Annotated in this window: 11 protein-coding genes; 9 read left to right on the top strand and 2 right to left on the bottom strand. The window is 72.4% G+C overall.

Features of this window, described 5'->3' with window-relative positions; translation table 11 throughout:
• Positions 1 to 3: 3 nt before the first annotated feature.
• The gene (locus tag ACZ6JY_RS27030; RefSeq protein ID WP_469199734.1) at positions 4 to 1,449 is read right to left on the bottom strand and encodes a cytosine permease; all 1,446 of its coding nucleotides are present in this window, start codon (positions 1,447 to 1,449) and stop codon (positions 4 to 6) included.
• Positions 1,450 to 1,630: 181 nt separating this feature from the next.
• Between ACZ6JY_RS27030 and ureA the strand changes: the two genes are divergently transcribed.
• The 9 genes from ureA to ACZ6JY_RS26985 all read left to right on the top strand — a co-directional run bounded on the left by ureA (position 1,631) and on the right by ACZ6JY_RS26985 (position 12,617).
• Complete coding sequence (ureA, locus tag ACZ6JY_RS27025; RefSeq protein WP_469199732.1) at positions 1,631 to 2,317, top strand: urease subunit gamma; 687 nt, start codon at positions 1,631 to 1,633, stop codon at positions 2,315 to 2,317.
• A gap of 17 nt (positions 2,318 to 2,334) precedes the next feature.
• Positions 2,335 to 4,017 (top strand): urease subunit alpha, encoded by a 1,683-nt coding sequence (locus ACZ6JY_RS27020; RefSeq protein WP_469200104.1) that lies wholly within the window; start codon positions 2,335 to 2,337, stop codon positions 4,015 to 4,017.
• Positions 4,018 to 4,028: 11 nt separating this feature from the next.
• A complete protein-coding gene (locus ACZ6JY_RS27015; protein ID WP_469199730.1) occupies positions 4,029 to 5,066 on the top strand; it encodes an agmatine deiminase family protein in 1,038 nt (345 codons plus the stop codon).
• A gap of 14 nt (positions 5,067 to 5,080) precedes the next feature.
• Positions 5,081 to 5,695 (top strand): TetR/AcrR family transcriptional regulator, encoded by a 615-nt coding sequence (locus ACZ6JY_RS27010; RefSeq protein WP_469199728.1) that lies wholly within the window; start codon positions 5,081 to 5,083, stop codon positions 5,693 to 5,695.
• 140 nt (positions 5,696 to 5,835) lie between these two features.
• Positions 5,836 to 6,888: a TolB family protein gene (locus ACZ6JY_RS27005; protein WP_469199726.1), complete on the top strand. Its 1,053-nt coding sequence runs from the start codon at positions 5,836 to 5,838 to the stop codon at positions 6,886 to 6,888.
• Positions 6,888 to 7,955, top strand: a complete 1,068-nt coding sequence (locus ACZ6JY_RS27000; RefSeq protein WP_469199724.1) for a TolB family protein — start codon at positions 6,888 to 6,890, stop codon at positions 7,953 to 7,955. The genes ACZ6JY_RS27005 and ACZ6JY_RS27000 overlap by 1 nt, the downstream gene beginning before the upstream one ends.
• Before the next feature lie 46 nt (positions 7,956 to 8,001).
• Positions 8,002 to 9,249 (top strand): TolB family protein, encoded by a 1,248-nt coding sequence (locus ACZ6JY_RS26995; protein ID WP_469199722.1) that lies wholly within the window; start codon positions 8,002 to 8,004, stop codon positions 9,247 to 9,249.
• A 338-nt stretch (positions 9,250 to 9,587) separates the two neighbouring features.
• Positions 9,588 to 11,192 carry a citramalate synthase gene (cimA, locus tag ACZ6JY_RS26990; protein WP_469199720.1) on the top strand — a complete coding sequence of 535 codons (1,605 nt, stop codon included), beginning with the start codon at positions 9,588 to 9,590 and terminating at the stop codon, positions 11,190 to 11,192.
• A gap of 72 nt (positions 11,193 to 11,264) precedes the next feature.
• Positions 11,265 to 12,617: a hypothetical protein gene (locus tag ACZ6JY_RS26985; protein ID WP_469199718.1), complete on the top strand. Its 1,353-nt coding sequence runs from the start codon at positions 11,265 to 11,267 to the stop codon at positions 12,615 to 12,617.
• Between the two features lie 137 nt (positions 12,618 to 12,754).
• Here ACZ6JY_RS26985 and ACZ6JY_RS26980 read toward each other — a convergent pair whose 3' ends face one another.
• Positions 12,755 to 13,372 carry a YceI family protein gene (locus tag ACZ6JY_RS26980; protein WP_469199716.1) on the bottom strand — a complete coding sequence of 206 codons (618 nt, stop codon included), beginning with the start codon at positions 13,370 to 13,372 and terminating at the stop codon, positions 12,755 to 12,757.
• Between the last annotated feature and the right edge of the window lie 388 nt (positions 13,373 to 13,760).

The following is a 13,760-nucleotide window of genomic DNA, read 5'->3' as shown; positions in this document are numbered from 1 at the left end:
GGTTCAGGCTACGCGGTCGGCGGACGCGGCCGTCGGGACGGGGTCGGGGGCGCCGGGCGCGCCGGTCCGTTCGGCCCGCGCCGTCAGCGCCAGGTAGGCCGCGCCGCCCACCACCCCCGACAGCAGGAAGCTGCAGTCGACGCCGTTGGTCAGGGTGAGCAGGGGGCCCTCGTACGACGGGAGGGAGACCGCGAGCAGGCCCACCCCGGCGCCCAGTGCCCACGCCGCCGTGGCGCGGACGTTCCAGCCCGAGCGGTACCAGTAGGCGCCGCCCTTGGCGCGGCGGTTGAAGACCTGGAGGGCGTCCGCGTCGTACTCCCCGCGGCAGCGCGCGAAGCCGATCAGGGTGATCACCGCCCACGGGGTGCCGATGGCGGTCAGGAGCAGTACGAACGACGTCATCGCGTCCTGCGCCTCCCACGCGAAGTGCCCGGCGAAGACGCACGCCGTGGCGACCACGGCGACCGTGTACGTGGCGCGGGCACGCGAGGCGCGGGGCAGGATCGCGTCCAGGTCGAGGCCCATCGAGTACAGCATCAGCCCCGCGTTGCCGACCGAGCCCGCCGAGGCGGCGAGCAGCAGCGGCACCAGGTACCAGGCGGGGGAGGCGTCGACGAGCGGTCCCGCGTAGTCGAGGGCGGCGCCGGCCGCGTACGCCGTGAACGTGCCGAAGAGCTGCGGGATCAGGAGCCCCGCGATCAGCCCGAGCCAGGCCGCGCCGAGCACCGCGCGTGAGCTGTGCCGGGCGGGGGAGACGTAGCGGGTGTAGTCGCCGAGCAGGGTGATGAAGGCGATGGGGCCCGAGAGGCCCGCCGCCACCAGGGCGAGCAGCCAGGTCGGCCAGAACGAGCCCAGCAGATAGCCGCCCGCGGCGGGCAGCGCCGAGGCCGTGAAGTCGGGCGCGTACGCGATGACGCCGAGGATCAGCAGTGCCGTCATGGCGAAGGCGAGCACCCGGGAGAGCCTGAGCAGCACCCGGTAGCCGAAGACCGCGCCGACCACGGTGGCCCCGGCGAGCAGGGCGTAGACGACGCCGTAGCTGAAGCCGCCGGCGGGCAGGCCGAGCAGCCGGTGCAGGGTGCCCACCATCACGTCGCCGCCGATCCAGATGGTCAGCGCGGTGTAGCCGAGGGAGAGCAGCAGCCCGACGACCGAGCCGACCAGGCGTCCGCGCACGCCGAACTGCGCGCCGGAGGAGGTGGAGAGGTTGGTTCCGGTGCGCAGGGAGACCAGGGCGAGCGGCGCGGTCAGGGCGGTGCCGATGACCGTGCCCGCCACCACCGCGCTCACCGACTGCCAGAAGCCGAGGCCGAACGAGACCGGCAGCCAGCCGAAGATGATCACCCCGAGGCAGAGGTTGGAGCCGACCAGGATCGACACGAGATCTCGTGGACCGCTGGTGCGCTCCCCGTCCGGGATGGTGTCGACTCCGCGCTGTTCTATCGGCATGAGGGCGCCCCTGAGGCTCGCTGGGTCTCGGCTGATCGCTCGCTCCGCGCGCCGCACCGGTCGCAGAGTTTAGAGCAGCGCTCAATGTGGCCTGCGCCATGCCCATCCGTCAATGGTCCCGGCCATGGGATCTCGCCATTAGAGTGGTGTTCAAATCCTGTGACCGAGGAGGTGTCGAGGGGTGCGACTGACGCCCACCGAACGCGACCGGCTGCTGCTCTTCGGGGCCGCCGAGCTCGCCAGGGCCCGCAAGGCGCGCGGCCTCAGACTCAACGTCCCCGAGGCGACCGCGCTGATCGCCGACACGGTCTGCGAGGCCGCCCGCGACGGCGTCAGGCTCGCCGAGGCCGTCGAGCGCGCCCGCGCCGCCCTCGGCCCCGACGACGTACTGCCGGGCGTCGCCGACGTGGTGACCGAGGTGCATGTGGAGGCCGTCTTCGACGACGGGTCCCGCCTCGCGGTGGTCAGCGACCCCATAGGCGCCGGCCTCGGCAGCGAGGCCCCGGGAGCGCTGCTCCCCGGCCCCGCGCACGCCGACCCCGCGCCCACGGTGACCCTGACCGTGCGCAACACCGCCACCGTGCCGGTCTCGGTGACCTCGCACTTCCACTTCTTCGAGGCCAACCCCCGGCTCGACTTCGACCGCGCCGCCGCCTACGGGCTGCGGCTCGCGGTGCCCGCCGGGTCCTCGGTCCGCTTCGGGCCCGGCGAGAGCGTCGACGTGGGGCTGCTCCCGATCGGCGGCGAGCGGATCGCCATCGGCTTCGCCGGTCTCGTGGACGGCGCGCTCGACGCGCCCGGCGCGAAGGAAGAGGCCCTGCGCAGGGCTGTGGCCTGCGGTTACCTCGGAGCGGAGGAGAAGCGATGAACCCCTACGGGCAGGCGATGAACCCCTACGAATACGCCTCCACGCACGGCCCACGCGCCGGCGACCACGTCCGGCTCGGCGACTCCGGGCTCACCATCCGCGTCGAGTCCGACGCCCAGAAGTACGGCGACGAGTTCCTCGCCGGGTTCGGCAAGACGGCCCGCGACGGGCTCCACCTCAAGGCCGCCGCGGTCCGCGACACCTGCGACGTCGTCATCAGCAACGTCGTCGTCATCGACGCCGTGCAGGGCATCCGCAAGGTGTCCATCGGCATCAGGGAAGGCCGTATCCACGCCATCGGGCGGGCGGGAAACCCCGACACCCTCGACGGCGTCGACGTCGTGGTCGGCACCGGCACGTCCATCGTGTCCGGCGAGGGGCTCATCGCCACCGCCGGTTCCGTGGACACCCACGTCCACCTGCTCTCGCCGCGCATCATGGAGGCGTCCCTCGCCTCCGGCGTCACCACGATCATCGGCCAGGAGTTCGGCCCCGTCTGGGGCGTCGGCGTCAACTCGCCCTGGGCGCTGCGGCACGCCTTCAACGCCTTCGACGCCTGGCCGGTCAACATCGGCTTCCTCGGCCGCGGCTCGTCCTCGCACGACGCCCCGCTGATCGAGGCGCTGGCGGAGGGCGGCGCGTCCGGCTTCAAGGTGCACGAGGACATGGGCGCGCACACCCGCGCGCTCGACACCGCGCTGCGCGTCGCCGAGGAGCACGACGTCCAGGTCGCCCTGCACAGCGACGGCCTGAACGAGTGCCTGTCCGTCGAGGACACCCTGAAGGTCCTCGAAGGCCGCACCATCCACGCCTTCCACATCGAGGGATGCGGCGGCGGCCACGTCCCGAACGTCCTGAAGATGGCGGGCGTGCCGAACGTCATCGGCTCCTCCACCAATCCGACGCTGCCCTTCGGCCGGGACGCCGTCGCCGAGCACTACGGCATGATCGTCTCCGTCCACGACCTGAAGACCGACCTGCCGGGCGACGCCGCCATGGCCCGCGACCGCATCCGCGCCGGGACGATGGGCGCCGAGGACGTGCTGCACGACCTGGGCGCCATCGGCATCACCTCGTCCGACGCGCAGGGCATGGGCCGGGCCGGTGAGACCGTACGCCGTACGTTCGCGATGGCCGGGAAGATGAAGGCCGAGCTCGGCCCCATGGAGGGCGACGGCGAGCGCGACGACAACGCGCGCGTGCTGCGCTACATCGCCAAGCTGACCATCAACCCCGCCCTCGCGCACGGCCTCGCCCACGAGGTCGGCTCCATCGAGGCCGGCAAGCTCGCCGACATCGTGCTCTGGCGCCCCGAGTACTTCGGCGCCAAGCCGCAGCTCGTCCTCAAGTCCGGCTTCCCGGCGTACGGCGTCGTGGGCGACCCCAACGCCGCCACCGACACCTGCGAACCCCTCGTCCTCGGCCCGCAGTTCGGGGCGTACGGGGCGACGCCCGCCGACATCTCCGTGGCGTTCGTCGCGCAGGCAGCCGTCGACCAGGGCAACGACCTCATGCCCACCCGCCGCCGCAGGGTCGCCGTGCGCGGCACCCGCGGCATCGGCCCCGCCGACCTGCGCCTGAACTCCCGCACCGGCTCGATCGACGTGAACCAGCGGACCGGCCTCGTCACCCTCGACGGCGACCCGGTCCGCTCCGAGCCCGCCGACTCGGTCTCCCTCAACCGCCTCTACTTCCTTTAAGGGTTTACGTCATGTCTGCTGCCGCCGACGGCTTCCGCATGCCCGCCGAGTGGGCCCCGCACGAGCGCACCTGGATGGCGTGGCCGTGCCCCAACCCCACCTTCGACGACCCCGCGGGCCTTGACGAGTCCCGCCTGGCCTGGGCGAACGTCGCCCGAGCCGTACGCCGCTTCGAGCCCGTCACCGTGGTCTGCGGGTCCGCCCAGTCCGCGTACGCCAAGGAGCTCCTCGGCCCGGACATCGAGGTCGTGGAGCGGGAGCTCGACGACGCCTGGATGCGGGACATCGGGCCGACCTTCGTCACCGACGGCAAGGGCGCGCTGGCCGCGGTGGACTGGACGTTCAACGGCTGGGGCGCCCAGGAGTGGGCCCGCTGGGACCACGACGCCAAGATCGGCGGGCACGTCGCCGACCTCGCCGGAGCCCGTACGTACGCCTCGTCCCTGGTCAACGAGGGCGGCGGCATCCACGTCGACGGCGAGGGCACCGTCCTGCTCACCGAGACCGTCCAGCTCGGCCCCGAGCGCAACCCCGGCCTGACCAAGGCGGAGGCCGAGGCGGAGATCCACGCCCAGCTCGGCACCACCAAGGCGATCTGGCTGCCCCGCGGCCTCACCGCCGACTACCCCGGCCACGGCTACGGCACCCTCGGCCACGTCGACATCGTCGCCGCGTTCGCCGCGCCCGGCGTCGTCCTCGTCCACTCCCAGCGCGACCCCGCGCACCCCGACTTCGAGGTCAGCAAGGAGATCATCGCGACCCTCCAGGGGCAGCAGGACGCGCGCGGGCGCACCCTGCGGATCGTCGAGGTGCCCGCCCCGACCGTTCTCAGGGACGACGAGGGCTGGGTCGACTACTCCTACATCAACCACTACCTCTGCAACGGCGGCGTCGTGCTGTGCGCCTTCGGCGACCCGAACGACGAGATCGCCGCGGGCATCTTCCGCGGTCTCTTCCCCGACCGGACGGTGACGCTCGTGGACGCCCGTACGATCTTTGCCGGGGGCGGTGGCATCCACTGCATCACCCAGCAGCAGCCGAAGGTGTGACCAAGGAGTAACTCATGGCCGGAGCCGGACAGGCCCGCGCGCGGAAGAACGCACCGCCGCGTGAGGACGTGCTCGCGGCGGCCATGGAGATGATCGCCGAGCGCGGCCTGGAGAAGCTGACCATGGCCGCGCTCGGCCGCGAGGTCGGCATGAGCTCCGGCCACCTCATCTACTACTTCCGCACCAAGGACGAACTGCTCCTGCGCACCCTGGAGTGGAGCGAGGGCCGCCTCGGCGCCGAGCGCGGCCGCCTCCTCGCCCGCACCGGCACGGCCCGCGCACGCCTGGACGCCTACGTCGAGCTGTACGTCCCCGACGGCGTCGGCGACCCCCACTGGACGCTCTGGCTGGAGGTCTGGAACCGCTCCCTCAACGCCGACGAGGAGGGCCGCGACCGGCAGGCCGCGATCGAGGGCGCCTGGCACCGCGACCTGGTGGCGCTGGTCGCCGAGGGCGTCTCGCGCGGCGAGTTCGGCCCCGTCGACCCGGACCGGTTCGCGGCCCGGCTGCGGGCGCTCCTCGACGGCTTCTCCATCCACGTGGCGATCGGCCTGCGCGGCACCGGACGCGAACAAGTGCTCGCCCACGTACGGGAGTTCCTGGACGCGGCGCTCGCCTCGGACGCCTAGCCGCCCGTCCAGGTTGTACGCAATCCGGCGGATTGCGGGCTGCCTCGCAGGTGCGCTTGTATCCCCGTGGGCCTTCGGCGTCGGGCCGGGGGAGTGACAGGTCCGTGGGGGAAACCATGTCCACTGCCAGACGTGTGTCCGTGAGCGCGTTACTCGTCGCGGCGCTCGGCGCCACCGCGCTGCCGGCGACCGCACTGCCGACGACCGCGGCCCGGGCGGCGCCGCCCGCGCCGACGGTGGAGCGCGTGAGCGTCGCGGCCGACGGAACGGAGGCCAACGGCGGCTCCGGGGCCGCCTCCATCACCCCGAGCGGCAGCCACATCGGCTTCAGCAGCGGCGCCACCAACCTGACGCCGGACAGCGCGCCGCGGCCGACGGCCCGCGGCCACGTGCGCGACCTCACGACCGGGCAGGTCACCAGGATCAGACCCAGCATGAGCGCCCCGGTCATCAGCGGCGACGGCCGCTACGCCGCCTACAGCGACTGGGGCCCGTACCTCTTGAACGTCTTCCTCACCGACCTCGCCACCGGTGAGCGCCGGCGGATCGACGGCGCCGCCTTCAAGGAATCCTCCTCCCACCCCTCGATCAGCGCCGACGGCCGCCACATCGCGTACGAACTGCGCCCGCACCACCCCGAGGACCCCTACCGCGTCGAGGTCTACGACCGCGTCACCGACACCCGCGAGGTCGTCAGCGGCCCACCGCAGAGCTCCGCCCACGACATGACGACGCCGTCCATCAGCGCCGACGGACGGTATGTCGCCTACCGCGACGCGGGCACCGGCGAGGTCTGGGTCCGCGACCGCGAGACGGACGAGGTCACCCGCGCCGACGAGGGCACGGCCACCGCGGTCGTGCAGATCAGCGGCAACGGCCGCACCGTGGCGATGAACTCCGCCGACGGCGCCCAGATCCGCGACCTGCGCACCGGCAAGCTCCGGAAGATCCCGGGCGCCGACGTGGAGGCGGTCAGCCCCGACGGACGCCACGTCCTCTACCGGGACGACGAGTCGACGCTGCGGCTGCGCAAGCTGAGCGACGGCAGCGAGACCACCGTCGGGCACGGCGTCGCGGCCCCCGGCGCGATCGGCGCGAAGGCGCGCACCGTCGTCTACTCCACGCCCGACGCGGACGTCGTCCCCGGCGACACCAACGGCGTGAACGACGTCTTCAAGTGGACGGCACGCTGATGTCCCGCACCGCGAGGGCCGCCATCGGCGCGACGGCCGCCGTCGCCCTCACCTGCGCCACCGTGTCCGCGGCGCAGGCGGGCCCCAAGGCGCCGAGGACCGAGCGCGTCAGCACCGCCAGCGACGGCGCCCAGGGCGACGGGCCATCGGCCGGCGCGGCGATCAGCGCCGACGGCCGCTACGCCGGTTTCACCTCGACGGCGGCCGGTTTCGGCTGCGCCGAGTTCTTCGACTGCCTGCGGGTGAAGGACCTGGCCACCGGCGAGACCGTCGCCGTCGGCACCGGCGACGGGGCCGTCTACTCCGCGCCCCTGTTCAGCGCCGACGGCGGCCGGATCGCCTACACGGCGACGAAACGGTTCGCGATGCCGTACCTCTACGACCGCGCGACGGGGACCTCCGAGCGGCTCTGGCCGGCGGACCCGCCGGACCGCAACGAGCTGGGCGCGGTCGAGGCCATCACCCCTGACGGCACGCACGTCGCCTACAGCATCGGTACGCGTTCGGGCAATCAGGGCTCCCGCCTCCTGTACGTGCGCGACACCGCCACCGGCACCGACGAGATCATCTCCGCGCCGGAGGAGGGCTGGAAGGCCGCGGCGTCGCTCAGCGCCGACGGCCGCCGCGTCGCCTACGGGACCGGCGGCCCGGAGGCGGCCGTCCACGTCAAGGACCGGGACACGGGCGAGCGGACACGGATCGGCGCCGGGCTCGGCCCGGCGGATCTGGTGCGGATCACCGACAACGGCCGACGCGTCCTCTTCAACGCCCAGGGCGCCCTGTACGCCCACGACCTCCGCACCGGCACGACGCGCCGCGTCGCCAAGACGCCCGCCGCGTCGGCCACCGGCGACGGCCGCCGCGCGCTGCTGACCGGACAGGACGCCCTGCGCGTCCTCGACCTGAGGACCGGCAGGCTCACGGACGTCGGCCCCGCGGGAGTCAGGGCCGGCCAGGCCGCGCTGGACGCCCGGGGCCGCAAGGTCGTCTTCAGCTCGGCCGCGGGCGACCTGGTACCGGACGACACGAACGGGGTGTCCGACGTCTTCGTGCGGCACACCCGCTGAGCAGCGGAACAAACGACCACGTACAGAAAGCACGGGGGAACACACCATGCACAGCACCAAGCGCCGCGCCGCCCTGGCGGCCGCCGCTCTCGCCGCCGCGGTCACCGCCGCGAGCCTGCCCGCCGCCTTCGCCGCGCCCGCCGCGCCCCGCACCGAGGGGATCAGCGTCACGGCCGAGGGGAAGGCGGCGAACGGCAGGTCGGCGGGGGCGGTGATCAGCCGGAACGGGCGGTTCGCCGCCTTCGACTCCGAGGCCACCGACCTGGTGGCCGGCGACACGAACGGACTCAGCGACATCTTCGTACGCGATCTGCGCACCGGCAGGACCGAGCGGATCGCCCTGGCCGGGCGTGAGCTCAGAGGGGCCGCGCTGAGCGCCGACGGCCGCCGGGTCGCGTTCATCTCCTCGCCCGAGGGGGAGTACTCGGCCTCAGACGTCCGGATCCACGACCGCAGGACCAAGAAGACCGAGCGGCTCGACGTCGAGCTGCCCGACGGCTTCGACGGGCGGGGCGCGCGCGGTGTCTCGCTCAGCGCCGACGCGCGCTACGCCGTCTTCGACACCGACCACCGTGACGACGGCGGCGTCGTCTTCCTGCGCGACCGGAAGACCGGCACGACCGAGCGCATCAGCCAGCCGGACGACGGCTGGGAGCCGCGCAGGTCGCACTCCGCGACCGTCAGCGACGACGGCAGCCGCGTCGTCTACGCCCGCAACTACTCCAACGGCCCGCGCGGCGACGACTGGAGCGACGTCTGGCTGCGCGACCGGAAGACCGGCGAGCTGACGGAGATCGACCGCTCGTACGACGGCTCCGAGACCGAGAAGGAGTCGCTGGACCCGTCCATCAGCGGCGACGGCCGCAAGGTCGTCTTCGAGTCACGCGACACCCATCTGGTCCCGAACGACGACGACGCCGCCTGGAACGTCTTCGTCCACGACATCGCCTCCGGCACCAACCAGCGCGTCCACGGCACCCAGGGCGGTCCGGGCGAGGCCTACACCCGCTCGCCCGCGATCAGCGCCGACGGCCGCTACCTCACGTACCTGACGGAGCTGGCCGAGCCGGGCGCCGAGTACGGCAAGGAGTGGCCCGTCTACCTGCGTGACCTGAGGAAGAACACCACGACCCTGGTCAGCCCGGACACCACCGGAGGCGCGGCGTCCGCCAAGGTCGCCCCCGGCGGCATCGCGGCCGACGGCCGGAGCGTCGCCTTCCTGTCCCGCGACGAGACGCTGCTGGGCGGCGATGTGAACGACGGCGACGACGCCTTCGTACGCCATCTGCGCTGAGCGCCGCACACCGATGCCCGATGCGGGCGGCGTGTCCACACGCCGCCCGCATCGTGAGACGGAACAGCGAGGAGTGTGCGGGCTGTGGCAGGCTGCCACCGTGCTCTCGTTGGCCATGATTATTGGCAGCAGGCGCGCCGGTCCGCAGTGACCGTCTCGTACCACCACGTACGGGCGGACACCGTCGTCTTCAGACCCGCGCGCGAACCTCTCGTACCCACGAGGGGTTTTTTCGTTTCCAGGCCCAACACAGGCCGGACGCGGAGCACGCGGGATCATCTAGACGGTGGAGCCGGTCATTCCGGTAGACCGAGATCCGACACAGGAGCCAGATCAGCATGACGGAAACCAGTACCCCCGACGATTCCTTCCACGTCTTCGACACGACGCTGCGTGACGGCGCGCAGCGCGAGGGCATCAACCTCACCGTGGCGGACAAGCTGACCATCGCACGGCACCTGGACGACTTCGGCGTGGGCTTCATCGAGGGCGGCTGGCCCGGTGCCAACCCGCGCGACACGGAGTTCTTCGCCCGGGCCAAGCAGGAGATCACCTTCCGGCACGCCCAGCTCGTCGCCTTCGGCGCCACCCGCCGCGCCCACGCCAAGGCGGCCGAGGACCCGCAGGTCAACGCCCTCCTGGAGTCCGGCGCCCCCGTCATCACCCTCGTCGCCAAGTCCCACGACCGGCACGTCGAACTCGCGCTGCGCACCACCCTGGACGAGAACCTGGAGATGGTCCGCGACACCGTCTCCCACCTCGTCGCGCAGGGCCGCCGCGTGTTCGTCGACTGCGAGCACTTCTTCGACGGCTACCGTGCCAACCCCGAGTACGCCAAGTCCGTCGTGCGGGCCGCCGCCGAGGCCGGCGCCGACGTCGTCGTCCTGTGCGACACCAACGGCGGCATGCTGCCGGCGCAGGTCCAGGCCGTCGTCTCCACCGTCGCCGCCGACACCGGGGCCCGGCTCGGCATCCACGCCCAGGACGACACCGGCTGCGCCGTCGCCAACACCCTCGCCGCCGTCGACGCGGGCGCCACCCACGTGCAGTGCACGGCCAACGGCTACGGCGAGCGCGTCGGCAACGCCAACCTCTTCCCCGTCGTCGCCGCCCTGGAGCTCAAGTACGGCAAGCAGGTCCTGCCCGAGGGCTCGCTGCGCGAGATGACCCGGGTCTCGCACGCCATCGCCGAGGTCGTGAACCTGACCCCGTCGACGCACCAGCCGTACGTGGGCGTCTCCGCCTTCGCGCACAAGGCGGGGCTGCACGCCTCCGCGATCAAGGTCGACCCGGACCTCTACCAGCACATCGACCCCACTCTGGTCGGCAACCGCATCCGGATGCTCGTCTCGGACATGGCGGGCCGCGCCTCCATCGAGCTCAAGGGCAAGGAGCTCGGCGTCGACCTCGGCGGCGACCGCGAGCTGATCGGCCGCGTCGTGGACCGCGTCAAGGAGCGCGAGCTCCAGGGCTTCACGTACGAGGCGGCCGACGCCTCCTTCGAGCTGCTGCTCCGCGAGGAGGCCGAGGGCAGGGCGCGCCGCTACTTCCGCGTCGAGTCCTGGCGGGCCATCGTCGAGGACCGCCCCGACGGCACGCACGCCAACGAGGCCACCGTGAAGCTGTGGGCCAAGGGCGAGCGCATCGTCGCCACGGCCGAGGGCAACGGCCCGGTCAACGCGCTCGACCGGGCGCTCCGGGTCGGCCTGGAGCGGATCTACCCCCAGCTCGCCAAGCTGGAGCTCGTCGACTACAAGGTCCGCATCCTGGAGGGCAAGCACGGCACGTCCTCCACCACGCGCGTCCTGATCTCCACCAGCGACGGCGACGGCGAGTGGTCGACCGTCGGCGTGGCGGAGAACGTCATCGCCGCGTCCTGGGGCGCGCTGGAGGACGCGTACACCTACGGGCTGCTGCGCGCGGGCGTCGAGCCGGTCGAATAGCCCTTCCGCAGCTGAGAACAGCCCCACGTCCTGAAACGTACGCCGACGCGCTCCCTGAGTTACGTTCGAAGTATGAGGAATCGGGCGAAGCGGGTCACGGTTGGCTTGTCCGGGCTGCTGCTCACCCTGAGCGCCGTCTCCTTCACGGCGGCGCCCGGGGCGACGGCCGCCACCAGTACCTCCGAGGTCGCCGCGGCCTGGGAGGAAAAGCCGGTGTACGTCGATCCGGCCGCCGCCGACCAGCTGTCCGAGAGCCAGGCGGACTCCTTGGCGCAGAAGATCGAGGACGCGGACAAACCGGTCTTCGTGGCGGTGCTGCCGGAGGACTTCCCGCCGCAGGACATCTTTCCCCGGCTGCGGGCCGAGACGGGCGTGACGGGCGTCTACGCGGTCCGGCTCGGCGACGGCTTCAACGCCAAGGCCGACCATGCGGTCCTGCCGCGCAACGCGGTGGCGAACCTCGTCTCCCTCGTACGGGGTCAGGACGCGGAGACCCAGCTCAACGAGTTCGTCGACCAGGCGGTCGAGCAGGCGAGGGGCGCGGCCCCGGAGTCCTGGGACGGCGGCTCCCCGGACGGGGTCTCGCCCGGCGCCCTGGGCGGAATCGGCGTGGTGATCGTGGCGGGCGGCGTCGGTGCCTACGCCGTGATCCGGCGCAAGAAGCGGCGCCACGAGCAGGCGCAGCGCGAGGCCCTGCGCAAACTCTCCGTGGTCGTCGACGAGGACATCACCGCGTTCGGCGAGGAACTCGACCGGCTCGACTTCCATCCCGCCGAGGCGGGCGCGGACGACGCGATGCGCGCCGACTACGCGCGGGCGCTCGACGCCTACGAGAAGGCGAAGTCGTACATGGCCGCCGCGCAGCGGCCGGAGGACGTGCGGGCCGTGACCCAGGCCCTGGAGGACGGCCGCTTCTCGCTGGCCCTGCTCGCCGCCCGCCGCGAGGGCCGCGAACTGCCGGAGCGCCGCGCCCCCTGCTTCTTCGACCCGCGGCACGGCCCCTCGGTCCAGGACGCCCGGTGGGCCCCGGCCGGCGGCGCCGAGCGTGAGGTCCCGGTCTGCGCGGCGGACGCGGCACGCCTCGCGGACGGCCAGGACCCGATGGTGCGCACGGTCTCCACGGAGTACGGCGACCGCCGCCCCTACTGGGAGGCGGGCCCGGCGTACGGCCCCTGGGCGGGCGGCTACTTCGGCGGCGGCATCCTCCCCGGCCTCCTGCTGGGCACGATGCTCGGCGGAATGATGGCGGGCCCGGCATACGGGGCCGACTACGGCGCCGGATACGGCGACAACGGAGGCGGCTTCGAGGGCGGCGACCACTCGGGCACGGACTTCGACCCGGGCGACTTCGGGGGAGGCGGCGACTTCGGAGGGGGCGGGGACTTCGGGGGCGGCGGGGACTTCGGCGGGGGAGGCGGGTTCTAGCCGGGCGGTGGCTGTTCAGCCCGTCCGGCGTTTGAGGACGAGCCGCGAAGCGGCGATTCGCGGCGGAGCCGCCATGGGGGGAAAGAGCCACGGGGCGCCGAAGCCGAAGCCGGGGCGCCCCCGAGGCGAGGACCCGTTCACGCGCGGATAGCGCTGATGTCGAAGTTCAGCTTGATCTTGTCGGAGACAAGAACGCCCCCGGTCTCCAGCGCAGCGTTCCACGTGAGGCCCCAGTCCGAGCGGAGGATCTCCGCCTTGCCCTCGAAGCCCACGCGCTCGTTGCCGAAGGGGTCCTTGGCCGAGCCGTTGAACTCCAGGTCGATGGAGAGCGGCTTCGTGGTCCCCAGGATCGTCAGGTCGCCGGTGACGCGGTAGTCGTCGCCGCCCAGCGCCCGCACCTCGGTGGAGCGGAACGTCATCTCGGGGAACTCCTCCGTCTTGAAGAAGTCCGCGCTCTTCAGGTGCCCGTCACGGTCGGCGCTTCCGGTGTCGATGCTGTCCATCTTGACGTCGAGCGAGGCCGTCGAGCGGGACGGGTCGGAGCCGTCCAGGTGCAGCGTGCCGGAGACGTCGAGGAACGAGCCCTTGACGTTCGTGACCATGGCGTGGCGGGCGACGAAACCGAGCGTCGAGTGCGACGGGTCGATCGTGTAGTCACCGGTCAGCGCGGCGAGCTCCGGGCTGACGGCGACCGGCGCGGCCTGTGCCGGGGCGGTGAGGGTGGCGGTGTCGTTCTTGCGGCCGAAGATACCCATGACGTGCTCCTTGGGGGACGGGGCTCCCGTATGGATCGGAAGATTCTGTTGAATGTTCAACGAGATTGAATGTAGCGCGATTCTGTTCAACATTCAACCTCTCCGACGGTGGTCAAGATCCACAGGGTTACGGCTCTGTCCCAGCGGGGCGTTGACCGCGACGGGCGTGCAGCGGCGGCGGGAACCACTGTCCGCGCGCCCCTGAGCGGTGCGGCGCGCCTGCGCGCGGGCGCCGTTCGCCGAGGTCGGACGGGGTGGAGTAGGGGTACCGCAGCCGGGGGTGCATGGGGGCACGTGGGGGAGGACCGACGGCGGTGCTCTCCACGTCGATCCGTGTATGTCACAGGAATGTCTTAGGGGCCGATTGGGGGGAACGGTTCGCCGGGCG

The sequence above is a fragment of the Streptomyces sp. NPDC046335 genome (assembly GCF_055587985.1).
The sequence above is the reverse complement of the archived record's forward strand: the minus strand, read 5'-3'. Positions and strand labels throughout refer to the sequence as shown.